The following is a 23541-nucleotide window of genomic DNA, read 5'->3' on the forward strand; positions in this document are numbered from 1 at the left end:
GGCGACTTCTCGTCGCGCGGTGAAACGGGGTTCACGCGGCGTGTTGCAGGGGCGAACCCCGTTTCAGCGCGTCAGCTGGGGAGTAGCCGTGGGATGCGGACACGGAAGGTCGAGCCGACTCCCTGTTCCGACTCCACCTCCACTTTCCCACCGTGCGCCGCGACCAGCGCGGCGACGATCGACAGACCCAGCCCGCTCCCACCCGATGCGCGGGTGCGGGAGGCATCGGCGCGGTAGAAGCGTTCGAAGACGCGCTCGCGGTCGTCGGGATCGAGACCGGGGCCGGTGTCGGCGACTTCCAGGATCGCATCGGAGTCCGAGGTACCCACCCGCACTGTGACATCGGCGTCTGGTGGGGTGTGGGTCAGGGCGTTTGTGACGAGATTGCTCAACACCTGACGCAGACGGGCGTCGTCGCCGAGAACCTCGGGAGTGCCTGGGCCGTCGATGATGTCGAGGGTAATGGTCCGTTCGGGTGCGACGGCGCGCGCGTTGTGCACCGCGTCGGCGGCGACCGCGAGCAGATCCACCGGGGAACGGTCGAGCGGACGTTGTTCGTCGAGTCGCGCAAGCATCAGCAGGTCTTCGACGAGCAGACCCATACGGCGGGCCTCGCGTTCGATGCGGTCCATGAGCATGACGGTGTCGGTACTCGCGCCCTGCCGGTACAACTCGGCGAAACCGCGGATGGTGGTGAGCGGAGTTCGGAGTTCGTGGCTGGCATCGGCGACGAAGCGACGCATCTTCTCCTCCGAGCGTCGCGCCGACTCCTCGGATGCTGCGGTTGCTGCGAAGGCTGATTCGATCCTGCCGAGCATGGCGTTGAAGGTCACCGACAACCGCCCGATCTCGGTTCGGGGATCGCCCTCGGGCACCCGCTCGCTGAGGTCGCCTTCAGCGATCGCGGCGGCGGTGCGCTCGACCTCGTCGAGGGGACGCAGGCTCATCCGCACGACGACACCGCCGCCCACCGCCAGTGCGACCAGCACGACCGCACCGATCACCGTCTGCAGCAGGACGAGGCTGTCCACCGTCTCGTCGGCCTCGGCCAGGCTCATCCCGACGGTGGTCACGACACCCGACGTGTTCTCGGTGCTCATCACCCGCCAGTGCGGACCGTCGTCGCCCACGGATCCGACGGTGACGGGCCTACCGGTCGGATCCTCAGGCACATCCGGTGCGGTCGACTCGTCGTTGACGACGAACAGCACTTGTCCGTCGGCGTCGACGACCTGCACGTAGAAGGGGCTCGGTGGTCGCCGGGAGGTGGGGGCGTCCAGCGGTGGCGTCGGTGGCGGCTTGTCGGGTCGCGCCCAGGTCCGTGCGGCCTCCTCGAGGTCCCGGTCGACGCGCGACAGCAGAGAGTTCTGCAGAGCCGAGGTGACGGCAACACCCGACGCGAGCAGACCGATGCCGGCCAGGAGCACCAGGGCGGCCACCAGCGTCCAACGGAGTGGCAGCGCCCGCAGCCGGTTCATGTGCGGGGTTCCCGCATCACGTAGCCCACCCCGCGAACGGTGTGGATGAGGGGGACGTCGCCGATGTCCACCTTGCGTCGCAGATACGACACGTACGACTCGACAACCCCGACCTCACCGCCGAAGTCGTAGTTCCACACGTGCTCGAGGATGCGGGGCTTGCTCAGCACCGTCCCGGCGTTGAGCATGAAGTACCGCAGCAGCGTGAACTCGGTCGGCGACAGCGACACGGGCTTGCCGGCCTTGAACACCTCGTGGGTGTCCTCGTCGAGTTCGAGGTCGGCGAAGGTGATGCGGGAGCTGCGTTCGGTCTCGGACACCTTGCCGGCGCGGCGCAGGATCGTGCGCAGCCGGGCGATGACCTCTTCGAGGCTGAACGGTTTGGTGACGTAGTCGTCGGCGCCGAGCGTCAGGCCCGCGACCTTGTCCTCCACCGCGTCTTTCGCGGTCAGGAACAGCACGGGCGCGTCGATGCCGTCGGCGCGCAGGCGGCGCAGCAGGCCCATGCCGTCCATCCCGGGCATCATCACGTCGAGGATCACTGCGTCGGGCCGGAAGCGTCGCGCCTTGTCCAGTCCTTCGGCGCCGTTGCTCGCGGTCTCCACCTCGAAGCCCTGGAACTTCAGGCTCACGGACAGCAGTTCGACGATGCTCGGCTCGTCGTCGACGACGAGCACGCGCGCTTCGGGAATCCGGTCGGTCACGACTTCGATTGTCGCGGGTAGGGCTGGCACCGCGCTCGAGATTTCCTGGCAGGTTCCTGTGAGCTTTCCGATTGTCAGGAAGTTGCCAGGAGAACTCCACGGAACCTCGAGATCACGAGTGTGTGCTGTGGGGGTGAACAACGGCTATCAACAGACCGCGAGCAGACTGCACGCGTTCAACCGGTACGAGATCAAGTATTTCGTCGACGAGATGAAGGTGCCCGAACTACGGCGCGAGCTCGCCGCCCGGATGGACACCGATCCGTACTCCCCACACGGGGGCTATCCGGTGACGTCGCTGTACTACGACACCCCGGATCTGCGGTTCTACTGGGAGAAGATCGAAGGCTTGAAGTTCCGCCGCAAGGTACGCATGCGGCTGTACGGCGACCCGGCCGCATGCACCGACGACTCTCCCGTGCAGGTCGAGATCAAGCAGCGCGTCAACCGGGTGACGCAGAAGCGTCGCACTGCCCTCCCGTACGGCGTCGCCCTGCGATGGCTGAACGGACGCGAGGACATCGAGTGCGACGACTCGCAGCGGCCGTTCGTCGACGAGGTCTCCGGTCTCGTGGGGAATCTGGATCTGCGACCGATCGTGACCACCGGCTATCTGCGCGAGGCGTTCGTCGGACGCGACGCCGACCTCGGCCTGCGCGTGACGATCGACCACAAGGTGCACGGCCGCGACCGCGACTTCCACTTCGCGTCCGGCGCAGAGAACCGCTTCATCATCCCGCCGAAGCTGGCCGTCGTAGAGCTCAAGGCCAACGAGCGGGTGCCCTACTGGGCGACCGATTTGACGGCCCGGCTGGACATGTCGGTGATCCGGGTGTCGAAGTACTGCCAGTCGGTCGAGGCGTTCGGGCTCGCACCCCGGTCCCGTTTCGGTGCACCGGAACTGGTGTCGCCGGACGGCTCCGACGCGCGGGTACCCACCGATCTTCTGTCCACCGAACCGATCCCGGCTCGCTGACCTTCCCCTTCTCCGAAACAAGGACGGATATGAATTTCGATTTCCAAGATCTCAGTGGCACGTTCACGACCTTCGACATCGTGGTGTCGCTGGCGTTGTCGTTCGTGCTGTCGAGCGTCATTGCGTGGGTCTACCGCTACACGCACAAGAACGTCTCCTACAGCCAGTCCTACGTGCAGACGCTGGTGCTGGTCGGCATGGTCATCGCGCTCATCATGCTGGTGGTCGGATCGAACATCGCCCGGGCGTTCGCTCTCGTCGGCGCGCTCTCGGTGGTGCGATTCCGCAACGCCATCAAAGAAACTCGCGATGTCGGGTTCATCTTCCTGGTGATGGCCATCGGCATGACCACCGGTACCCGCTTCTACGTGCTCGCCATCGCAGCGACCGTCGCGATCTGCCTCGTACTGCTGATCATGAACAAGTTCAACTGGTTCACGCTCGACGTGCAGCGTCAGGTGGTCAAGGTGCAGGTGCCGCCGGAGCCGGCCTACACCAGCACCGTCGAGGACATTCTCATCAAGCACTGCAGTGAATACGAGTTGGTGTCCACCGAATCCGTCCGCGCCGGCGCTCTGGTGGAGCTGTACTACACGGCGCAGCTGAAGAAGGGCACGAGCTCGAACGACCTGATCGCGGCACTGAGCGCCGTCAATGCCGGCCAGCGGGTGAGCGTCCTGACCGGATACGACCAGACCGACCTGTGATGACTGCACCCACCCCGCGGCGCCGTCTGCGGCACCGGATACCGACCTCGCTGCGGCGGCACTGGAAACTGCCGGTGGCGTTCATCGCGTTCGTCGCGATCGTGGCCACGGCCTTCGGAGCGACACGCGTGCGGCCCTACATCACAGGCGACCCGACGATCATCTCCTCGGAGATCACCGAGAACGTCGCCGGCACAGTCGATCTGTTCGACACCTCCGTCACACACGAGTTGTCGCTCGAGATCGGCGACGCCGAGTACGACGACATGATCTCCTCATACGAGAAGGACGGCGACAAGGAGTGGGTGGTCGCCGATGTGGTCATCGACGGCACCCGCATCGACGACGTGGGTGTGCGCCTGAAGGGCAACTCGACGCTGCGCGGCCTGCAGGGCGAGGGTTTCGATCAGGCGCAAGGCCCGCCCGGGATGGAGGGCACGGTTCAGGTGGATCCGGAGGATCCGACCTCGTTGCCCTTGCTGATCCGTTTCGACGAGTACGTCGACGGTCGCGCGTATCAGGGCATGACAGAACTGTCGGTGCGGCCCGGCTCGCCGGTGATCAACGAGGCGATGGCGTTGTCGCTCACCGCCGAGACCGATCAACCGACCCAGCGGTACGCGTACACGGTGTACTCGGTCAACGACAGCGCCACCGCGACACGACTGGTGCTCGAGCATCCCGATGAGCAGTACGCCAACTCGCTGTTCGACTCCCCCGGCTATCTCTACAAGGCCGATGCGTCGTCGCGGTTCGAGTACGTCGGCGACGACCAGTCGGACTACGCCGACCAGTTCGAGGAGATCAATGCCGCCGACTCCGGGACGCTGCAACCCATCATCAGCTTCCTGAAGTGGATGGACTCGGCCGACGACGCAGAGTTCGACGCGCACCTCGCCGACTGGGTCGACGTCGAGTCCTTCGCTCGGTACGTCGCCACACAGAACCTGCTCGTCAACTTCGACGACATGGCCGGACCCGGTCAGAACTACTACCTCTGGTACGACCTCGACACGAAGAAGCTCTCGGTGGTCTCGTGGGATCTGAACATGGCCATGCAGGGTGATACTTCCGCCGGCCCGGACGACTCCATCTCCATGATGGGCGGCATGGGACCGGGCGGTCGCCCGCAGGGCATGGTGGGCGCCGCGCCACCGGAGGGGATGCCTCAGGCCATGCCACCTGGAATGCCTGGAGGCGAGAGTCGCGGACCAGGCGGCGGCAATACCTTGAAGACCCGTTTCCTCGACTCCGACGCCTTCACGGAGATCTACCACCGGGTGTATCAGGAGCTGTCCGAACAGATCTACGGCAACGGTCTGGCACTCGAGGTGCTCGACGCGGTGGCGGCGTCGGTGCCGACCTCCGACGGCCTCACTGCCGAGGCGCTGCAGGAGAGCGTCGACTCGATGCGCTCCTGGATCGGGGAACGTACGCAGGCACAAGTTCAGTGGATTCAGCCCCGCTGAGCGAGGTCGGATCCACCGAAGTTACGGATACTGTCGGGCCCATGACTTCCGAAGAAATTCTGCTCGTCGAGCAGCGCGATTCCGTCCGCATTCTCACCTTCAACCGCCCGGAGGCGCGGAATGCGCTGAGCTCGGCGCGGTGAACGGCGCCGCCATCACCGGTGGTCTCGAAATGGCACTCGCGTGTGACTTCCTCATCGCGTCCGAGCGCGCCCGCTTCGCCGACACCCACGCGCGAGTCGGCGTCCTGCCGGGTTGGGGACTCACCCAGCGCCTGCCCGCGGCGGTGGGTCCGGGCTTCGCGCGTCGCATGAGCCTGTCCGGCAACTTCGTGGGTGCCGAGGAGGCGCTGCGTGCGGGTCTGGTGACGCAGGTCGTCGCGCATGACGAACTGCTCGGCACGGCCGTGGAGGTCGCGCGGACGATCGCCGGCAACGACCAATCCGGTATGCGGGCGTTGCTCGCGTCGTACCGCCGGGCCGAGGAGCATGTCGTCGAACCGGCCCTACGGGTGGAGCAGCAGACCTCGGAAGAGTGGATGCGGGAGTTCTCGCCGTCGCGGGTCGCCGAGCGACGGGCTGCGGTGATCGAACGCGGAAAGTCCCAGAACGCCGTGAATCCCAAGTCCTGAAACGCCCATGATCAAAGGGCATTTCGGTCTAATCGGACACTTTTATCACAGAAATATAACAACTAGTGACGGCAGGTAACAGGCTTTGAGGCCTTCGCGAAGTATGGGACGGAAGTGAATCGATCTTGCGGATCCATTCACTTCCCGCGCCCGTTCGCGGGCGTGCCCATCCACAACGACATGGAGGTATTCCTATGCTGCTCGGATCTCTCGCACTGACCCTCGGTGGACTGCTCGCCGCTCTCGGCATCATTCTCTGACAGCCGGACCGATCGACTCCGCGCCCGCACCACCCCCTGCGTGCGGGCGCGGTTCGGTCCATTCGGACGGATCCACTTCCGGAGTCCGGAAAACTGTTTCCTCGTCACACTTTTCGGACATCTTCTTCTCGAGTTCGTCCTTCTCGCGCTGCGCCATCTCCGGTTCCCGACACCGATGCGCGTAAACAACTACTCCGGCAACGGAACGTTCTGCAGTCGCAGCTGACCGCGAGCGAGGACCTTGCCGGTCGTGGTGTCGGTGATGATCACCAGCCACAGTTGCTGAGTCCTCCCCTGCTGCAACGGTTCTGCCGTGACCGACGCGCGGCATCCCGTCGTCGAACGTAGGAAGTGGCTTCCTCGACGACGAAGCCGCTCGCCTCGACGAATCGGCTCGGCGGCTTCTGCCCGTAGTCCTCGATCGTCGGACGAGCCTCGGTAGTTCCGGTCATCGCCCTGCTCCAGTGGGGGGACAAATACTGTGCAGATCCCGACGGCCCGTCACTGCTCATCGAACACCGCGACTGTGGCGCTTCGGTCGAAGCGGTCGTGCAATGCGCCCACGGCCACGGTCCGCTGCGGCCGAGCGAGTCGCAGACCCGGCCGGGTCCGACCGCGCGAAAACCCCCCGAGGGCACGAAAACATAACGAAGTGAACTTTCGGTCCGCGGCAGTGTTTCGCACCGAGGCGGCGGGTACTCCTCGGTCAGCGTCCCGGTGCGGACGCAGTCCGGATAACCGAACGACAGGAGGAACATATATGCACTTCGGATCTCTTGCGCTCCTCGGCGGACTGCCTGCGAAACCGGGCATCGCCCACTGAGCCAGCGCACACCGCGTCCGCATCCGTCCTGGGTGCGGACGCGGTCGTATGTGCGATGAATTTCTCGGGCGGCGCGGGTCGGTATGGTCACCGACCCCAGAAGGAGCCGACATGCCCGAATTCGTCACCCACTCGATCGACGTCCCTGGCGCGACTCTCGTCTACGACGTCCGCACCGTCCCCGGCGACGCCACCTCGCTGCTGCTCGCCGGATCCCCGATGGACGCGAGCGGCTTCACGAGCCTCGCCTCCTTCTTCGACGACCGGACGGTGATCACCTACGACCCGCGCGGCACGGGTCGTGGCACGCGCACCGACACGTCGATGCAGTCCACTCCCGCTCTGCACGCCGACGACCTGCACCGGATCCTCGTCGAACTCGATCTCGGTCCCGTCGACGTCTTCGCCAGCAGCGGCGGCGCGGTCAACGCGCTCGAACTCGTCTCGCGCCATCCCGAGCGGGTGCGCACGCTGGTCGCGCACGAACCGCCGATCGTCGAGCTGCTGCCCGATCGCATCGGGGCCGAGGCGGTGCGCGACGACATCCGCGACACCTATCAGCGCAGCGGCCTCGGACCGGCCATGGCGAAGTTCATCGCCCTGGTCGGCTACGAAGGTGAACTGACCTCCGACTATCTCGACCGGCCCGCTCCGAGCCCGTCCGACTTCGGACTGCCCAGCGAGGACGACGGGACCCGCGACGACGTGCTGCTGGGCCAGAACTGGATGTCGTGCACGGGCTACCACCCCGATCTCGACGCTCTCGCGAACGCGTCCACGCGCATCGTCGTCGCAGGTGGTCGCGAGTCGGTACGCCAGCTGTGCGGCCGCGCCGCGGCAGCGCTCGCCGACCGGCTCGGCACAACTCCGACGCTGTTCCCCGGCGATCACGGTGGCTTCATGGGTGCCTCAGAGGGTATGCCCGGCGATCCTGAAGCTTTCGCCGCCGTGCTCCGCGACGTGCTCCAACCGAGCCGCGTGTAATCCGTCCGATCGTCGAGTTCATGGGCTACACCCAGCCCTGGTATTCGGTGCGCGACCTAGACGAACCCGTGGTCGGAGCGATGGTGATGCGCGCCGTGGCCGCGTCTTCGTCTACATCCCGAAGAGCGGGTACGTCGGCATCGGAGTCGTCACCGTGATGTCGTTCTTCGAGAGTGCTCACAACAGGGATGGGTGACAGCAGAAGCTTTTTCGCACGATCACTCCGTGTCGCGCAGCGCGCTCCTGCATTCGAGTCGGCGCCGATCGGCCAGGTGGGCGTCGCGCAGCACTTCGAGCAGACGCGGCGTGGTCCGCTCGCCGGGTTCGACGACCGCGACCCATCCCAGTGAGCCGTAGAGCGGATGAGGGATGAAGACGTCGGCCTCGGCGAAGTCGATCGTCGAGGGGTCGACGGACCGGGGTGGGTAGCCGAGCAACTCGGTGAACAGCTGTGTCCCCGCATGCACGTTCATGCGCCATCGGCCCGGCTCGTCGAGGCGTGAATCCCCATCGTTCGGATAGTTCTTCGTCACGATCGTCGCGTAGGGCTGCCGCTTGTGCGGGATCTCGCCGTCCGGGGCGTAGTAGAAGAAATGGTCGCCCCACGAAATCTCGGGGAGCCCACTCCCATCCTGTGGTGCGAGCTCGAGGACACCGCTGAAGCTTCTGATCTGCGCGAGGATCTGTTCCATGGTCATACTTCGAGTGTCACCTTGAAGTGCTTATGGAGGGTTCGAGCAGTGGAGCACACGATGACGACGGGGCGCCTGGCCGCAGCCACCGGATACTCCGTGCAGCAGGTGCGCGATCTCGAACGCCTCGGAGTGATCCCTTCCGCCGTACGAATGCCCAACAGCTATCGCAGATTCGGTCCCGAACACGTCACGGCCCTGCGCGCGTACCGCGCACTGGCTGTCGCGGTGGGTCCCGTCGAGGCGCGCAGGGTCATGCACGATGTGCAGGTCCTCCCCTACGACGAGGCACTCGCCCGTGTCGTCGAACTCCACAGTGGGCTCGCGCGGGCACGCGCCGAGAGTCTCACCGCGCTCCGCGCACTCGACACCATCGTCGACGAGGCCGCCCACGACGCGCCTCCACTACCCGGCGACGCCATGAGCATCACCGAGCTGGCGAACGCCATCGGAGTGCGATCGTCCACCCTGAGGTTCTGGGAGAAGGAGGGATTGGTCGCGCCCGAACGGATCGACCGTAACGCTGCGCGGAGCTACTCCCCCGCCGCGGCGCGGGATGCGCGGATCGTTGCCGCACTACGCGCGGGTGGCTACCGCATCCCGGCGGTCCGGGCGGTGATGGCAGCGATCGGAACCGACAATGACACCGATACTGCTAGGGACGCACTCCACGAGCGCCTGCACACCATCGCAGTGCAGTCCGAAATGTTGCTGCGAGCCGGTGCAGACATCGCGAACCTGATCGAGAACCGGACTCCGCGCTCGTCTAACTCGAATCCGAAGAGTGCAACCGCCACGGCACACTCGTCACCATCACCCCGGGCTGGAAGAGCAGACGACTCTTGAGTCGCAGCGCGCTCTGATTGTGGAGCAGATTCTCCCACCAGTGCCCCACGACGTATTCGGGGATGAAGACGGTGACCACGTCGCGCGGCGAGTTGCCGCGCACCCGCCTGACGTAGTCGAGTACCGGTCGCGTGATCTCCCGGTACGGCGACTCCAGCACCTTCAACGGAATCGTGATGTCGCTGGCTTCCCATTCGCGCACGAGAGCGCGGGTGTCCTCCTCGTCGACGTCGACGGTGATCGCTTCGAGGGTGTCGGGGTGGGTGGCCGAGGCGTACGCGAGCGCGCGACGTGTCGGGTGGTGCAGCTTGGCCACGAGCACGATCGAATACGTGCGGCTGGGCAGCAGACCGTCCCATTTGCCGGCGTCGAGTTCGGCCGCCACACGTCGGTAGTGGTGGTTGACGGCCCGCATCGTCACGAAGACGATCACCATGGCGAGGATCGCGATCCACGCGCCGGCGAGGAATTTCGTGATGAGCACGATGATCAGGACGGTCCCCGTCATCGCCAGACCCACACCGTTGACGACGCGCGAACGCTGCATTCTCCGGCGGTGACGCGAGTCGGTTTCGGTGGCCAACAGCCGCGTCCAGTGACGAACCATTCCGGTCTGGCTCAACGTGAAGGAGACGAACACTCCGACGATGTAGAGCTGGATGAGATGGGTGACCTCGGCGTCGAACACCCATACCAGCACGATCGCTCCGAGAGCCAGGAAGACGATGCCGTTGCTGAACGCGAGCCGATCGCCCCGGGTGCGCAGCTGGGTCGGCAGGTGTTTGTCCTGCGCGAGTACCGACGCGAGAACCGGGAACCCGTTGAATGCCGTATTCGCGGCGAGGACGAGGATCAACGCGGTCACGGCGGTGACGAGGTAGAAACCGAGCGGGAAACCGGTGAAGACCGTCTCGGCGACCTGCGCGATCAGTGTCTTCTGGTGATAGTCGGCCGGTGCCCCGCTCAATTGTGTCGCGGGATCTGCGGCGACGACGACCCCCAGTCGCTCGGCGAGGACGATGATGCCCATCAGCAGCGTGATCGCGATGGCGCCCAGCAGGAGCAGGGTGGTGGCAGCGTTGTGCGATTTCGGTTTCCGGAAGGCCGGCACCCCGTTGCTGATGGCCTCCACTCCCGTCAGGGCCGCACATCCCGACGAGAACGCGCGGGCGAGGAGGAAGGCGAAGGCCAGCCCGGCCAGGTGGGATTGTTCGGCGGCGAGTTCGTAGTGCGACGACTCGGCGCGCAGAGGGACGTCGGACACGACGAGACGCACGAAGCCCCAGACGAGCATCACCCCGACACAGAACATGAAGGCGTAGGTGGGCACGGCGAAAGCTGTTCCGGCTTCGCGGAGTCCGCGCAGATTGACCGCGGTGAGGAGTGTGATCGCGGTGATGGCGAACAGCACTTTGTGGTGTTCGACGAAGGGGACGGCCGACCCGATGTTCTGGGCGGCCGACGAGATCGACACGGCGACCGTCAGCACGTAGTCGACGATCAGCGCGCTGCCCACCGTCAGGCCGGCGATCGCACCGAGGTTCTTCGTCGCCACCTCGTAGTCGCCGCCCCCCGACGGATAGGCATGCACGTTCTGCCGGTAGCTCGCGACCACTACGACGAGGACGACGGCGACCGCGAGACCGATCCACCCGGAGAATGCGTAGGCGGACAGGCCCGCCACCGACAACACGAGGAAGATCTCCTCCGGCGCATAGGCGACGGACGACAGAGCGTCGGACGCGAAGACCGGCAGGGCTATCCGTTTCGGCAACAGCGTGTGGCCGAGCGTGTCGCTTCGCAGCGGCCTTCCCAGCAGCACTCGCTTGGTGATGCTGTCACGGCCCTTGCGGATGGTTACGGCCACGACCACCGACTCCTGTCCGGCGCATACCCGCGCACGCAGAAGCGAACGGTACGCTCGTATTACGCCGCTCGCCAGAGGTGCAGACCGGGCGAATTTCACCCCGCCGATCACCCATCGGTGAGGTTGGCAGGTGACACAATCGTCGATAGCGTAGAGACGTTGTTGCTCCTCGCAACAAACCGTGCCGCGTCTCCTCCCCTTTTCGACTCGGCACAGACGGACCCCGTCGGCCCCTCCCCTCGTTGAGCCGACGGGGTTCTCTCATCGATTCCCCCCATGCGGTGGCTCACACATTTTCGTACAGAGCGGTCCGTCTGGCGGATCTTGCGGCGATCCCGTACAGCGGCAGCAGAACTTGACTCGTCCACAGTGCGCGCGGTCGACTACTTTCTTTCACCACGCTCACGATCCGGAGAACCCTGATGACCGATTCCATCCTCGAGCTCTACGTCAACGACGGATTGTCCGACGAGGAAATCGATCAGCAGAGGGCCACCTACGGTCCGCTCACCGGAGACGTGCGCGAGCTGATCCAACTCGCACTGCAGACGCGTGTGGATGCCGACGACGTCGCGCGGGCGCGGGAACATCTCGCAGCCGCGCGCGAGATCCTCGAACGCGACCGGGAGGACGGCCCGTACGGCACCCGGTTCAACGATTCGGGCCGATTCCGTAACTGGGGAAACGCCGCAATAGGCTTGCGCAACGCGATCGCCCCGATCGGCGGCATCCACGAGGACGACGACGGACGCGTGTGGACGGACATCCACCTCGGTCCCGTCTACGAGGGGCCGGCCGGGCACGTGCACGGCGGGGTCTCCGCACTGCTGCTCGACCAGATCCTCGGCGACGCCGCGCGCATCTCGGGATATCCAGGGATGACGGGCACGCTCGCCATCCGCTACCGCAAGCGCACTCCCCTCGGCGCTCTGCGCGTGGAGGCGAAACTCGACCGCGTCGAGGGACGTAAGGCGTTCGTCGTGGGGCACATCGCCGACTCGGAGGGGATCTGCGTGGAAGCGGAAGGCATCTTCATCGCTCCGGTGTGGATGGTTCAGCAGCGTGACTCGTTCGCGGAGATACCGAGACCCGAATAGGCTCACAACGCCCATGGTCGACCATCAGGGTTGTGAGCCTCACCCGTGTGTTGTGAACCTCCGGACGCCGGAGCCGACGATCAGGTGCTTGCTCTGACGACCGTCACCCTGCAACGCCTGAGCTGATGCTCCTGTTGCGAGGGTCACGACTTGCGACTCGGTAGGTCCGACTCCTCCGCCAGTACAGTTGATCGATATCCGGCAGGAGCGAGAGGAGTCGACCGTGCAGAACGCCGTGTTCTACTCGCTCGTCGCGATGTGTTCGTTGTTCGCCGCGTCGACGTGGTGCCTCTCGCGCCCCCTCCTGCTGTCGAGCTCGGCCGCGTTCGTGGCATCCGGGCTCTGGGTGCTGATGAACGGACCTCTCGAGGGTCGTGTGCTGTACTCGGTGACGCCGAATCACGGACTGACCGAGGCCGACCTGCTCTCGGGAGTGGGCGTGTGCATCGCAGCCTGGGGTTTCTGGACGACGCGGAACCGTCGGCGACGGCGGCGTTCGCAGCGACCGGCGTCGTACCGCAGGCATCCCGACGGGTCCAGAGCCATGCCGACCCCCGTCTTTCCGGCGGAAAGCGACGTCGAAACGGGCCCCATCCGCCGCAAAGCAGGATGAACGTCGCGGTTCGACCCCGAGAAGATTCTCAGGTCTCGTTTCAGTATCGACTCTGGACGAGTGCCCAGCTGTCACCTAAGCTCCAAAGCGGCCACGGCGTAGGTGGCCGTGTCTCCCTAGAGTCCTCCCCGACACAGGAGATACAGCGCGAGGCCCCCGCCGGCTCCTCCCCTCGAATCGCTGGCGGGGGCCCTTCCCTGTCGGCCTCCCCGACGACAGGGGCAGATCGATGGTAATCAGGTCCCGATGTCCGATTCGTCCTGCGTTCGGACGAAACGCCGGGTAACCCTTGTGACCTTCGTCTCTGCGGCGCTGTTCACAGCATAGAGCAATCTGCTCACTCGCGTGCATAGGTCTTTCTCGAGTTCACCGAAAGATCAACTCGCAGAGTCCGTTCTGCCGCTTTCGCGCGCTTCGCACTCTTCCGTCAGGCACGATCCGCCAGCTCGGCGTGCCCGGCCTGACGAGCACAATGCGCGCAGCAGAAGACGGCATCCGCCGACTCCACGCCGTGCCCGAGGATGCGGCAGTGACAGTGGGCGCACTGCGGCGCCATCTCCTCCTCTTCCGGCGTCACGATCGGACGGTGTCTGCTTTCCTTCCGGTCGGGTACCCGGAACCGCCGGAACACACGAGCCCGCCCACACCGATTCGGTGCGGGCGGGCTCGTGGACGACGGATCTATACCGGTTCAGGTTCCCTCGCTTCGTGCTTCGCGGCTTCCTGCTGCGCGGCCTCGAGCTTCAGGCGTTGTCCGAGCACCGACTTGCGGCGACCGTAGACGAAGTAGATCGCCACTCCCAGGACCATCCAGACGGTGAAGCGGATCCACGTCTCGACCGAAAGGTTGAGCATGAGCCAGCCGCAGGCGAGGACCGCGAGGATCGGGACCAGCGGCACGAGCGGCACCCGGAATCCGCGGGGCAGGTCGGGGCGGGTACGGCGGAGCACCATCACGCCGACGCAGACCAGGACGAAGGCGAACAGCGTGCCGATGTTGACCATCTCCTCGAGCACACCCATCGGGAACACCGCGGCGAGGACGGCCACGACACCACCGACCATCAGGGTGATGCGCACGGGCACACCCTTGTGGTTCGTGACGGCGAGCTTGCGGGTGACGAGTCCGTCGCGGGACATCGCGAACAGCACGCGGGTCTGGCCGAGCATCATCACCATCACGACGGTGGTGAGGCCGGCGAGGCCACCGATATTGATGGCCATCTGCGCCCAGGTGATGCCGTGTGCCTCGAAGGCCGTGGCCAGCGTGGCACTGCCGTCACCGACCAGCTCGCTGCCGGTGCGCAGGTCGGTGTACTTCACCATGCCGGTGAGCACGAGCGTGACGCCGACGTAGAGGACGGTGACGATCGCCAGCGAACCGAAGATGCCGCGGGGCAGGGCCTTCTGGGGGTTTTTGGTCTCCTCGGCGGTGGTGGCGACGACGTCGAAGCCGATGAAGGCGAAGAAGACCAGGCTCGCTGCGGCGAGGAGGCCGTACCAGCCGTAGGTGCTGCCGCCCGCGCCGGTGAGCGCCGAGAACAGCGACTGATGCAGACCGGATGCGGCGCTCTCCGCCTCTTCGGCCTGCGGGACGTACGGCGAGTAGTTGGACTTGTCGATGTAGAAGATGCCGACGACGATGACGAGCAGGACCACCGCGACCTTGATGGCGGTGACGACGGCGGAGACCCGCGACGAGACCTTGGTGCCGATCGCGAGGATGATCGTGATGGCGCCGACGATGAGCAGCGACCCCCAGTCGACCGTGATCGGTCCGAGGTCGATCGACGCGTCCCCGCCGAACATGCCCCCGAGATACATCGACCATCCCTTGGCGACGACCGCGGAGGCGAGGGCGAACTCGAGGATCAGGTCCCATCCGATGATCCAGGCGACGAACTCACCGAAGGTGGCGTAGGAGAAGGTGTAGGCGCTGCCGGCGACCGGTACCGCAGAGGCGAACTCCGCGTAACACAGTGCGGCGAGACCGCACGCGATCGCGGCGAGGACGAACGCCAGCGAGATGGACGGTCCGGCGAGATTGCCGGCGGTGCGGGCGGTGAGGGTGAAGATTCCGGCTCCGACCACGACGGCGACGCCGAACACGGTCAGATCCTTGGCGGTCAGTTCTCGTCGTAGCCGCGAACCGGGTTCATCGGTATCCGCGATCGACTGTTCGACGGATTTGGTCCGCCAGATGCCGACTCCGGGCATTGTGTGCTCCTCGGGGTGATTGCGGCGCCCGCCACGCCCGGTCCGGGCGAGGGGTAGGCATGTCGCTCACTTCGCGCGCATTACGTTGCAGCAAGCAGTGTTTGCGTGAGCATTTGATGTAGCAATCATGGCACTGGCTCGTGAAGTGTCAATATCTTTCTGTTCGGCTGAGCATTATGCTCGAGTGGTGACGCGCATCACAACGGAAAGGGTGTCATCGTGTTCAGTCTCGACCGGCTCGACGCAGCTCTCCTCGGAGAGCTCACTCGCAACCCCCGGGCAGGAATCGTCGATCTGTCGGCGAAGCTCGGTGTCGCCCGCAACACCGTGCAGTCGCGCATCAGGAAACTCGAGGAGTCCGGTGCCGTCACCGGATACCGACCGGTCGTCGACCTGCCGAAGCTGGGTGTGCCGCTGCAGGCGTTCATCGGCGCCGAGCTCGTCCAGGCACAGATGGGGCATGTGATCGCCCAATTAGGCCGATTCCCAGAGGTATTGGAAGTCCACGCGACAACGGGCCGGGAGGATCTCCTGATCCGGATGGCGGCGCAGTCCCAGGAGGACCTCCTGTTGGTCCTCGAACGGCTCCACGCCATCGAGGGCGTCGCGCACACCACCACGACGCTCGCGCTCACCACGCCGATCGAGTACCGGACGCAGCCACTCGTCGAGCACATCACCCGCAATGCGGGGCACGGGCGTTCCTCGTCGGCCGGAAACTCCTGAAGACACGAGAAGGGGAGGCACCTCGCGGCGCCTCCCCTTGTTCCCCTGTGCGGATCAGTTCCCCTGTGCGGATCAGGCAGTATCGATGCGGCGCTCGGCGATCCGGTTGGCCGCTGCGCCCGGCGTGACGCCGAGAGTGCTGGAGACGTCGAAGATCTCGGCGGTGCGCTCGAAGATCGACTCCACTCGTGTGCGGACGACGTCGGCGGCGGATCCGTCGACCTCGCCGGCGACCTGGATCAGTCCGCCCGCGTTCGCGACATAGTCGGGTACCCAGACGATTCCGCGCTTGCCCAGCAGGCCCTCCACCTCGGGCTGCGCGAGCTGGTTGTTGGCCGCACCGCACACGAGACGTGCGTCGAGGTGGGCAGCGGTGGTCGAGGTCAGCGTGCCGCCGAGAGCGCACGGGGCGTAGACGTCGGCGGACGAGGCGACGACGTTGTCGGTGACCTGCGCCGGGAACTCGTCGACCACGCGGGCGACCGCGGCGGGGTTCACGTCGGAGACGATCACCTCGGCACCGTCGGCGACGAGCAGCTTCACGAGTTCGTAGCCGACCTTGCCGAGACCCTCGACACCGACCCTGCGACCCGCGAGAGTCGTTTCGCCCCAGACCGTCCGAGCGCCGGCACGCATGGCCTGGAAGACACCGAGCGCGGTCAGCGGCGAGCTGTCGCCGGATCCGCCGGCGGCGACGGTGCGCCCCACGGCGTGGGCGGTGTGCCGGCCCACCACGTCGAGGTCCTCCGCGCGGGTTCCCACGTCGGCGGCGGTGATGTAGCGACCACCGAGTGACTCGACGAATCGTCCGTAGGCGGCGAGCAGTTCGTCGTTCTTGTCCATCTTCGGATCACCGATGATGACGGCCTTGCCGCCACCGAGGTTCACACCGGACACCGCGGCCTTGTAGGTCATGCCCCACGACAGTCGCAGCACGTCCTCGAGTGCCGACATCTCGTCCGCGTAGGGGTAGAAGCGGGTGCCGCCGAGGGCGGGTCCGAGTGCGGTGGAGTGGATCGCGACGATGGCGCGCAAGCCGGTGGCCGCGTCGTGATGGAAGACGACCTGCTCGTGCGGACGGTCGGTCAGGCGGGCCGAGCGGCCGAACACGCCGTCGGACGTGGTGAACTCGGGGAGGTCGAGGGCAGAGGTGGTCATCGGTGGGTTCCTTTGCAGCAGAGGGTGTTCGTGCTTCAGAAGTCGGTGTCGATGCCGAGCTCGGCGAGGCGGGCCCGGTACTGCTCGACGGAGCGGAGCTTGACGTCCTCGTAGCCGCGCACCATGTCGGGCAGGGCCGCGATCTCGGCGGCGCGGTCGTAGGAGTCGACGTCCAGATCGGCGGCGAGCCGCTGGATCGTGGCGGTGTAGTGGGCGAGCAGAGCACGCTCGACGCGGCGGACGTGGGCGTAGCCGAAGGGATCGAGCTTCGTGCCGCGCAGACGCTTCGCCTTGGCCAGAGCCTTCAGCGCGACATGCGATTTCGGTCCGAAGCCGACCTTCTTCTCACGGCCGAGTGCGCGCAGCGCCGGCGGGTGCAGGCGGTAGGTGAGCTTGCGCCCACCGGGGACCTGGCCCTGCACCTCGTCGAGGAAGGCCGGGTCGACGAGCATGCGGGCGACCTCGTACTCGTCCTTGTAGGCGGTGAACTTGAACAGTCCGCGGGCGACGGCCTCGCTGAAGTCCGTGCGGTTCGTGACGCGGCGCTCGGCCTCCCAGGCTGCCTGCACCTGCGCGATGTAGCGGGCGGCGAGGGCTTCGCTCTGGAAGTCGATCAGCGACGCGGCGCGGATCCGCACGAGCCGCTCGACCTCACCCGTGAAGGTGGTGCCGGCGAACAGACGCTCCGGCGCGACGGTGGCAACGCGCTCCGGGCGGGCCGGTTCGGTCGCGGCGGCGAAGGCCGCGGGATCCGCGACGGCCACCCGGCCCCAGCGGAAGGCGGCGATGTTGGTCGCGACGGCCACACCGTTGATCTCGATGGCCTCCTCGATGGCGTCGGCGGGGATCTCGAGTCCGCCGAGCTGGTGGGCGGCGCCCACGACGAGGAAGTTCGCGGCCGAGGTCTCACCGAACAGCGCCTGGGCTGCGGCGAGGGCGTCGAACGAGACGGTCGTGCGGGTCGCGGTGTCGAGGCGGGCGAGCAGGTCGTGCTCGTCGGGGTGCCGGACAGAGCGGTCGTAGACCATGTCGCCGGTGGGGACGCGGCTCGTCGACGCGACTGCCACGGTCTCCTCACGGTTCGCGTAGGCGAGGTTCTTCGGCTCGGTCGCGGTGAGCAGGTCGAGCGCGAGCAGAGCGGTGGCACCGCCCGGGCCGACGCGGTTGCCGGGCTCGAGTCCGTCGGCGGCGAAGCGCAGGTGGGAGACCACCGGGCCGGCTTTCTGGCTCATGCCGATCTGGTCGAGCGACTCGACCTCGAATCCGGCGCGTAGCGCGGCCGTGGCGAGCACCTGGTTGACGGTGACGATGCCGGTGCCGCCGATGCCCGCGAGGAAGACGTTGCGGGTGCCCTTCGGGGTGTCGATGGCGGCGTCCGGGATGCGCGGCGGGGTCGGAGCCTTGCGGCGCTTGGGCTTCTCCGGCGACGTCTCGACGGTCACGAAGGACGGGCAGTCGCCGTCGAGGCACGAGTAGTCGGTGTTGCAGGAGGTCTGATCGATGCGGGTCTTCGAACCGAATTCGGTGTCGACCGGCTGCACCGACAGGCAGTTGCTCTTGACGCCGCAGTCGCCGCAGCCCTCGCACACCGCTTCGTTGATGACGACGCGGGTCGTGCGGGCGGGCAGGGTGCCACGCTTGCGCTGACGGCGCGCGTCGGCGGCGCAGTGCTGGTCGTAGATGAGCACGGTGACGCCCTCGATCTCGCGCAGCAGCTTCTGCGCCTCGTCGAGCCGGTCGCGATGCCAGACCTCGGTGCCGCGGGCAAGGGTGCGCTTGCGGAGGCGCTTCGGTTCGTCGGAGCAGACGATGATCTTGCGGACACCCTCGGTGGTGAGCTTGTGGGTCAGCGCCGGGATCTTCAGGGCGCCTTCGGCGTCCTGCGCGCCGGTCATCGCCACGACGTCGTTGTAGAGCAGCTTGAAGGTGATGTTCACGCCGGCGGCGACGCACGCCTGGACGGCGAGCTGACCGGAGTGGAAGTAGGTTCCGTCGCCGAGGTTCTGGAACATGTGGCCGATGTCGGTGAACGGCGCCTGGCCGATCCACTGCGCACCTTCGCCACCCATCTGGGTCAGGCCGGTGACGGCGCTGTCCTTGCGGCCGGACAGGGTGACGAGGGTGTGACAGCCGATGCCGCCGCCGCCGATCGAACCCTCCGGCAGTGCGGTGGATCGGTTGTGCGGGCAGCCGCTGCAGAAGTAGGGGGTGCGCTGGGTCGACAGCACCTCGAGCGACAGCTGTGGCAGGGGTGCGGGGCCGAGTTCGACGTGGCCGCGGAGCACGCGACGCAGCGGGCCGCGCAGGCGACCGGCGGTGAGCTCACCGTCAACCGGCACGAGCGGGCGGCCGTCGGCGTCCTTCTTGCCGACGATCTGCGGGGCGTTCGCGGTGCCGTAGAGGATCTCGCGGATCTGGGTCTCGACGAAGGCGGTCTTGTCCTCGACCACGATCAGTTCGTCGAGGCCGCGGGCGAATTCGCGGACGATCTCGGGACCGATGGGGTACGGCATGCCGATGCGCAGCAGGCGGATGCCGGCGCGGTGCAGCGCGGCGTCGTCGACACCGAGGTCGAGCAGGGTCTGGCGCAGGGCGTCGAAGGTGGTGCCGGTGGCGGCGAGGCCGACGCGGGCCTGCGGCGGGTCGACCTCGATCACGTCGAGGCCGTTGAGGCGGCCGTATTCCTGGACGATCTTCCAGCGCGGGCCGTAGAGGTCGGCCTCGGCGATGACGCTGTCGCCGGGCGCGGCCATGGGGCGCTGCTTGTAGACGAACGGCCGTCCTTCCCATTCGATCTCGGGGACCGCGATGGGCAGGTCGGAGATGGAGCCGTCGACGGACCAGGCGCCGTCGGCGACGTCCGCGACGATCTTGAGGGCGACGAGGCAGCCCGAGGCACGCGACAGCGCGACGCCGTGCAGGCCCATCGTGACGATCTCGGCGGCGTTGCGCGGGAACAGGACCGGGATGCCGAGGGCGGCGAGGGATCGCTCGCTGACGGCGGGCACGGTCGACGACTTCGACGCGGGGTCGTCACCCACCATGAGCAGCACGCCGCCGTTCGGGTTCACGCCGTACATGTTGGCGTGACGCAGCGCGTCGGTGGCGCGGTCGAGGCCGGGGCCCTTGCCGTACCAGACGCCGACGACGCCGTCGTGAGTCGGCGTGCCGGCGCCGAGCTGCCCCTGGCTGCCCCACACCGCGGTGGCGGCGAGTTCCTCGTTGAATCCGGGCACGAAGGTGATGTCGTGCTCGGCGAGGACCTTCGGCATGCCGTGGAGCATCTTGTCGAGACCACCGAGGGGGCTGCCCTGATATCCGGAGACGAAGGTCGCCACCCGGCGACCGTCCCGCATGGCCCGTACCTGCTGTTCGACGAACAGCCGGGCGATGGCCTGCACGCCGGTGAGCAGCACGGTGCCGGAGCCCGAGCGATATCGGTCGTCGAGGTCGTAGGGAAGTCGTTCGCTCTCCCGGATTACGGTCTCGGTCATTGCGTACCACCCGTCCTTCGTCGCGGCGTCCGATTGTGTCTGCGCCACTTCGATCGCGTCATTTGGTACAGCAATAGTTGATTGAGCTAGGCGAACTCGTCAACATAAGATTTTCCAGCGCATCATTTTGATCAGATGTGATGCACGACACACTGGATGGATGCGCACGGTGCTCAGTTCCGGGCGATCCGGCGCATCCGCCTGGGGAGGATTCGCTCTACCGTTCACGCGGAGGTCGGGCGGTCTCGACCACTTCGACGGCAAGGTCGCGCACGAGTTGGTTGCGCTCCTGGGACAACCTGCGCAGCATTTCGAATGCGCTCTCCGCGTCGAGGCCGAAGCGTTCCATGAGAACGCCCTTCGCCTGCCCGATGACATCCCTCGAAGCACCCAGACGGGCCGCTCGGGAAGCGAACGCGGGCCATCGGTCGTCGTGCATCTCACGAGCGAGTTCCTCGATGGATTCTCGCAATTGTCGTTCGAACCTCACCGAGTTCGCACTACGAGCGCCGCGGCCTTCACCGGTGTGCATACTGCATCGTGGCAGCGAAGCGGCGACGGGGTTGCAGCGTTCGACCGAGGGGTATTGCCCTCGGTAGCCGGAATCGGTGTCCGGACGCCGCACCCGGTGAGGTGCTGCCGGTTCAGACATGCAGCCGGCAGCACCGTCCGGGTCCCGTATACCCGGGTTACTGCATCCCGGGCTACTGCACCGTCAACGCGAACGGTCCATCAGGCCGGTTCCCATCGCAGCCGCGGCCACGCCCAGGACGAACACGATCGCACCCACGATGACGTGGGACCAGATCATGGACGTACTGGTATCTACTCCGCTGACCAGCCACGGCGAGACGAACAACCACAGACCGAGCAGCGGCGCGACGAACGCCAGGCCGTGGGTGCGGCCGTAGGCCGAACCGAGCGCCATGGCGAGCAGTGCGACCGCGAGGCCGCAGATCAGATTGGTGGTGGCGAGTGCCGTCTGATCGGCGAAGCCGATGATCCAGGCGGATGCCGCCGCGTACAGACCGGCAACCATCATCAATCCGTCGGTGACCTGGACTGTGGGCTGTTCGCCCATCCGGTCGTAGCGTTCGCGCATCTCGACGATGTCGGGATGGGTGTGCATTGCAGAATGAGCCGATGATGTCGACATTGTCCTCATCTCCTCGTGGGTGAGAAGTCCGAGGGGCCCTCCTGGGTCCGACACTATTATCGTCGTCCCGGGCGGGATGTTCCCGTAGGGTAGAAAGTCCCGACTTGGTGATCTCGGGCGGAGCGCACCGTATCGATCCGGACCATCAGGGGACGAGGACGGCAGCGCCGCGCACGCGGTCGCCGGCGAGATCCGCCAGCGCGCGATCGGCGTCGTCCAGCCCGTATCGCATCGTCGCGACCCTGATGCGGTGCTGCCCGGCGAACGCGAGGAACTCCCGGGAATCCTTACGGGTATTGGCGGTCACCGACCGGATCTCGCGCTCGTAGAACAGGTGCCGCTGGTAGTTCAGCTGCGGAACGTCGGTCAGGTGGATGCCGGCGATCGAGAGGATGCCGCCGCGGTCGAGTGCTTCGAGTGCAGGCGGCACGAGGTCGCCGACGGGTGCGAAGAGGATGGCGGCGTCGAGGGGCACCGGTGGTGCGTCCGCGGCTCCCTGCACCGACGCGGCCCCGAGTTCGCGGGCCAGATTCCGCGCGTCCTCGCTCCTCGTCATGACGTGCACCTCGGCACCTCGCGCCAGGGCGACCTGCGCCGCGATGTGGGCGCTGCCGCCGAAGCCGTAGATGCCGAGCCTCCCGCCGTCGGGAACCGAGGCGCGCTTCAGCGCGCGGTAGCCGATGATGCCGGCACAGAGGAGCGGAGCGAGTTCGACGTCCTCGTATCCGTCGGGCAGCGGGAGGGCGTACGCCGCCGGTACGGCGACGAACTCGGCGTACCCGCCGTCCTCGTCCCAACCGGTGTATCTCGAATCCGGACACAGGTTCTCGTCGCCACGACGACAGTAGCGGCACTGCCCACAGGTCGAACGCAGCCAGGCCACGCCGACGCGGTCGCCGTCGGCGAACCCTTCGACCGCCTCCCCCACTCGATGGACCACCCCGACCACCTCGTGCCCCGGGACGACACCCGCCCGGTGGACGGGGAGATCGCCCTCGGCGACGTGCAAGTCGGTGCGGCACACACCGCACGCCAGCACGCGCACCAGAAGATCGTTCGGTCCGGTCTCGGGAAGCGGGACGGATTCGAACCGCAAAGGGTGACCGGCGACGGGGCCGGGCTCCACCACGCGCCACGCTCGCATCGACTCAGGCAGAGCCCTCCGGACCCCCGCCCTCCGGACCCCCGCCCTCCGAAGCTCCGCCGCCCGGACCTTCGGTGTGCCAGGGCCGCACATCCGGATCGTCGTCGGCCGGCGGCTCCGGATCGCGTGCCTCGTCGGCGCGGGTCGGACGGTTGGCGCGGATCATTCCTTCGGTTTCCTCTGCGAGCGCGTCGTCCTTCTTCGGACCGTGCTTGTCGCTCCCTCGTTCCATCTCTCTGCTCCTTCCGATGGTTCGCCGAGAATCCGTCTGTAACGCAGCGGCTACTCGGTTGCGGGTGGGACGTGATCGGGGTCGTAGTCCTCGACGCCGGCGGCAATGCGTTCCTGCTCCGTGCGGTACTCGAGATAGTCGTCGTCGACGCGGTCCGGCGACTTGCCGTGCTCGCGCCGATCCTTGGGCGCGGACTCGGTCGGGTCGATCACGTCGTCGAGATCGGGAGTGTCGTGCGGTCCAGTCATGATCTTCCTCCGAACATTT

At 66.6% G+C, this 23541-nt stretch carries 21 protein-coding genes and 3 pseudogenes; 9 read left to right on the top strand and 15 right to left on the bottom strand.

The window, feature by feature from the left end; all coding sequences use genetic code 11:
* Window positions 1–71 precede the first annotated feature (71 nt).
* Together AC6CID_RS11250 and AC6CID_RS11255 are read right to left on the bottom strand one after the other, a co-directional pair.
* Window positions 72–1478: a sensor histidine kinase gene (locus tag AC6CID_RS11250; protein ID WP_064060349.1), complete on the bottom strand. Its 1407-nt coding sequence runs from the start codon at window positions 1476–1478 to the stop codon at window positions 72–74.
* Entirely contained in the window at window positions 1475–2182 is a 708-nt protein-coding gene (locus AC6CID_RS11255; RefSeq protein ID WP_024101966.1) for a response regulator transcription factor, read from the bottom strand. Before AC6CID_RS11255 ends, AC6CID_RS11250 begins: the two co-directional genes overlap by 4 nt.
* A 133-nt stretch (window positions 2183–2315) precedes the next feature.
* Between AC6CID_RS11255 and AC6CID_RS11260 the strand changes: the two genes are divergently transcribed.
* The 4 genes and pseudogenes from AC6CID_RS11260 to AC6CID_RS11275 all read left to right on the top strand — a co-directional run.
* Entirely contained in the window at window positions 2316–3158 is an 843-nt protein-coding gene (locus tag AC6CID_RS11260; protein WP_019290963.1) for a polyphosphate polymerase domain-containing protein, read from the top strand.
* Window positions 3159–3187: 29 nt separating this feature from the next.
* Entirely contained in the window at window positions 3188–3865 is a 678-nt protein-coding gene (locus tag AC6CID_RS11265) for a DUF4956 domain-containing protein (RefSeq protein ID WP_006553093.1), read from the top strand.
* The gene (locus AC6CID_RS11270) at window positions 3865–5334 is read left to right on the top strand and encodes a CotH kinase family protein (protein ID WP_498353966.1); all 1470 of its coding nucleotides are present in this window, start codon (window positions 3865–3867) and stop codon (window positions 5332–5334) included. Before AC6CID_RS11265 ends, AC6CID_RS11270 begins: the two co-directional genes overlap by 1 nt.
* Before the next feature lie 130 nt (window positions 5335–5464).
* A pseudogene (locus tag AC6CID_RS11275) lies at window positions 5465–5965 on the top strand (enoyl-CoA hydratase-related protein); the annotation flags it as partial.
* A 249-nt stretch (window positions 5966–6214) separates the two neighbouring features.
* On the opposite strand, the gene AC6CID_RS11280 reads toward AC6CID_RS11275, so the two are convergent.
* Window positions 6215–6382, bottom strand: a complete 168-nt coding sequence (locus tag AC6CID_RS11280; RefSeq protein WP_019290960.1) for a hypothetical protein — start codon at window positions 6380–6382, stop codon at window positions 6215–6217.
* Window positions 6383–6414: 32 nt separating this feature from the next.
* A pseudogene (locus AC6CID_RS11285) lies at window positions 6415–6576 on the bottom strand (PaaI family thioesterase); the annotation flags it as partial.
* 583 nt (window positions 6577–7159) lie between these two features.
* Between AC6CID_RS11285 and AC6CID_RS11290 the strand changes: the two are divergent.
* Window positions 7160–8032, top strand: a complete 873-nt coding sequence (locus tag AC6CID_RS11290; RefSeq protein WP_498353967.1) for an alpha/beta fold hydrolase — start codon at window positions 7160–7162, stop codon at window positions 8030–8032.
* 218 nt (window positions 8033–8250) lie between these two features.
* Here AC6CID_RS11290 and AC6CID_RS11295 read toward each other — a convergent pair whose 3' ends face one another.
* A complete protein-coding gene (locus AC6CID_RS11295; RefSeq protein ID WP_039584959.1) occupies window positions 8251–8730 on the bottom strand; it encodes a DUF6194 family protein in 480 nt (159 codons plus the stop codon).
* A 54-nt stretch (window positions 8731–8784) separates the two neighbouring features.
* Between AC6CID_RS11295 and AC6CID_RS11300 the strand changes: the two genes are divergently transcribed.
* Entirely contained in the window at window positions 8785–9570 is a 786-nt protein-coding gene (locus tag AC6CID_RS11300; protein WP_498353968.1) for a MerR family transcriptional regulator, read from the top strand.
* Here AC6CID_RS11300 and AC6CID_RS11305 read toward each other — a convergent pair.
* Complete coding sequence (locus tag AC6CID_RS11305; protein WP_081263551.1) at window positions 9491–11437, bottom strand: APC family permease; 1947 nt, start codon at window positions 11435–11437, stop codon at window positions 9491–9493. The genes AC6CID_RS11300 and AC6CID_RS11305 overlap by 80 nt on opposite strands.
* A 422-nt stretch (window positions 11438–11859) precedes the next feature.
* Here AC6CID_RS11305 and AC6CID_RS11310 point away from each other — a divergent pair, with 422 nt between their 5' ends.
* Both AC6CID_RS11310 and AC6CID_RS11315 read left to right on the top strand, forming a co-directional pair.
* Complete coding sequence (locus AC6CID_RS11310; protein ID WP_039584961.1) at window positions 11860–12534, top strand: PaaI family thioesterase; 675 nt, start codon at window positions 11860–11862, stop codon at window positions 12532–12534.
* Between the two features lie 223 nt (window positions 12535–12757).
* Window positions 12758–13147, top strand: coding sequence for a hypothetical protein (locus AC6CID_RS11315; protein ID WP_498353969.1), 390 nt, complete (start codon window positions 12758–12760; stop codon window positions 13145–13147).
* Window positions 13148–13574: 427 nt separating this feature from the next.
* Here the strand turns inward: AC6CID_RS11315 and AC6CID_RS11320 are convergent, their stop codons facing one another.
* On the bottom strand, window positions 13575–13724 hold the full coding sequence (locus AC6CID_RS11320; RefSeq protein WP_006553103.1) for a hypothetical protein: 150 nt from the start codon (window positions 13722–13724) through the stop codon (window positions 13575–13577).
* A 104-nt stretch (window positions 13725–13828) separates the two neighbouring features.
* Window positions 13829–15364, bottom strand: a complete 1536-nt coding sequence (locus AC6CID_RS11325) for an amino acid permease (RefSeq protein ID WP_006553104.1) — start codon at window positions 15362–15364, stop codon at window positions 13829–13831.
* A 219-nt stretch (window positions 15365–15583) separates the two neighbouring features.
* Here AC6CID_RS11325 and AC6CID_RS11330 point away from each other — a divergent pair, with 219 nt between their 5' ends.
* Complete coding sequence (locus AC6CID_RS11330) at window positions 15584–16090, top strand: Lrp/AsnC family transcriptional regulator (RefSeq protein ID WP_449115956.1); 507 nt, start codon at window positions 15584–15586, stop codon at window positions 16088–16090.
* A 72-nt stretch (window positions 16091–16162) separates the two neighbouring features.
* Here the strand turns inward: AC6CID_RS11330 and AC6CID_RS11335 are convergent, their stop codons facing one another.
* The 7 genes and pseudogenes from AC6CID_RS11335 to AC6CID_RS11365 all read right to left on the bottom strand — a co-directional run bounded on the left by AC6CID_RS11335 (window position 16163) and on the right by AC6CID_RS11365 (window position 23522).
* The gene (locus tag AC6CID_RS11335; RefSeq protein ID WP_039584967.1) at window positions 16163–17248 is read right to left on the bottom strand and encodes a Glu/Leu/Phe/Val family dehydrogenase; all 1086 of its coding nucleotides are present in this window, start codon (window positions 17246–17248) and stop codon (window positions 16163–16165) included.
* 35 nt (window positions 17249–17283) lie between these two features.
* On the bottom strand, window positions 17284–20742 hold the full coding sequence (locus tag AC6CID_RS11340) for an indolepyruvate ferredoxin oxidoreductase family protein (RefSeq protein ID WP_498353970.1): 3459 nt from the start codon (window positions 20740–20742) through the stop codon (window positions 17284–17286).
* A 217-nt stretch (window positions 20743–20959) separates the two neighbouring features.
* Window positions 20960–21130 (bottom strand): annotated as a pseudogene (locus AC6CID_RS11345) (ANTAR domain-containing protein); the annotation flags it as partial.
* A 327-nt stretch (window positions 21131–21457) separates the two neighbouring features.
* Window positions 21458–21871 (bottom strand): SPW repeat protein, encoded by a 414-nt coding sequence (locus AC6CID_RS11350; protein WP_024101985.1) that lies wholly within the window; start codon window positions 21869–21871, stop codon window positions 21458–21460.
* Window positions 21872–22043: 172 nt separating this feature from the next.
* Window positions 22044–23042, bottom strand: a complete 999-nt coding sequence (locus AC6CID_RS11355) for a zinc-binding alcohol dehydrogenase family protein (RefSeq protein WP_039584970.1) — start codon at window positions 23040–23042, stop codon at window positions 22044–22046.
* Between the two features lie 4 nt (window positions 23043–23046).
* On the bottom strand, window positions 23047–23274 hold the full coding sequence (locus tag AC6CID_RS11360) for a hypothetical protein (protein ID WP_498353971.1): 228 nt from the start codon (window positions 23272–23274) through the stop codon (window positions 23047–23049).
* 50 nt (window positions 23275–23324) lie between these two features.
* A complete protein-coding gene (locus AC6CID_RS11365; protein ID WP_006552608.1) occupies window positions 23325–23522 on the bottom strand; it encodes a hypothetical protein in 198 nt (65 codons plus the stop codon).
* Window positions 23523–23541: the final 19 nt, after the last annotated feature.

Source organism: Rhodococcus sp. GQ147, from assembly GCF_059759155.1.

Excerpts from the sequence above, each read along its gene's own strand:
- AC6CID_RS11280 (WP_019290960.1), bottom strand. The coding sequence starts at position 6,382 with ATGGCGCAGCGCGAGAAGGACGAACTCGAGAAGAAGATGTCCGAAAAG.
- AC6CID_RS11265 (WP_006553093.1), top strand. The coding sequence starts at position 3,188 with ATGAATTTCGATTTCCAAGATCTCAGTGGCACGTTCACGACCTTCGAC.
- AC6CID_RS11355 (WP_039584970.1), bottom strand. The coding sequence starts at position 23,042 with ATGCGAGCGTGGCGCGTGGTGGAGCCCGGCCCCGTCGCCGGTCACCCT.
- AC6CID_RS11310 (WP_039584961.1), top strand. The coding sequence starts at position 11,860 with ATGACCGATTCCATCCTCGAGCTCTACGTCAACGACGGATTGTCCGAC.
- AC6CID_RS11250 (WP_064060349.1), bottom strand. The coding sequence starts at position 1,478 with ATGAACCGGCTGCGGGCGCTGCCACTCCGTTGGACGCTGGTGGCCGCC.
- AC6CID_RS11290 (WP_498353967.1), top strand. The coding sequence starts at position 7,160 with ATGCCCGAATTCGTCACCCACTCGATCGACGTCCCTGGCGCGACTCTC.
- AC6CID_RS11270 (WP_498353966.1), top strand. The coding sequence starts at position 3,865 with ATGACTGCACCCACCCCGCGGCGCCGTCTGCGGCACCGGATACCGACC.
- AC6CID_RS11340 (WP_498353970.1), bottom strand. The coding sequence starts at position 20,742 with ATGACCGAGACCGTAATCCGGGAGAGCGAACGACTTCCCTACGACCTC.
- AC6CID_RS11360 (WP_498353971.1), bottom strand. The coding sequence starts at position 23,274 with ATGGAACGAGGGAGCGACAAGCACGGTCCGAAGAAGGACGACGCGCTC.
- AC6CID_RS11295 (WP_039584959.1), bottom strand. The coding sequence starts at position 8,730 with ATGACCATGGAACAGATCCTCGCGCAGATCAGAAGCTTCAGCGGTGTC.
- AC6CID_RS11365 (WP_006552608.1), bottom strand. The coding sequence starts at position 23,522 with ATGACTGGACCGCACGACACTCCCGATCTCGACGACGTGATCGACCCG.
- AC6CID_RS11325 (WP_006553104.1), bottom strand. The coding sequence starts at position 15,364 with ATGCCCGGAGTCGGCATCTGGCGGACCAAATCCGTCGAACAGTCGATC.
- AC6CID_RS11335 (WP_039584967.1), bottom strand. The coding sequence starts at position 17,248 with ATGACCACCTCTGCCCTCGACCTCCCCGAGTTCACCACGTCCGACGGC.
- AC6CID_RS11350 (WP_024101985.1), bottom strand. The coding sequence starts at position 21,871 with ATGCACACCCATCCCGACATCGTCGAGATGCGCGAACGCTACGACCGG.
- AC6CID_RS11300 (WP_498353968.1), top strand. The coding sequence starts at position 8,785 with ATGACGACGGGGCGCCTGGCCGCAGCCACCGGATACTCCGTGCAGCAG.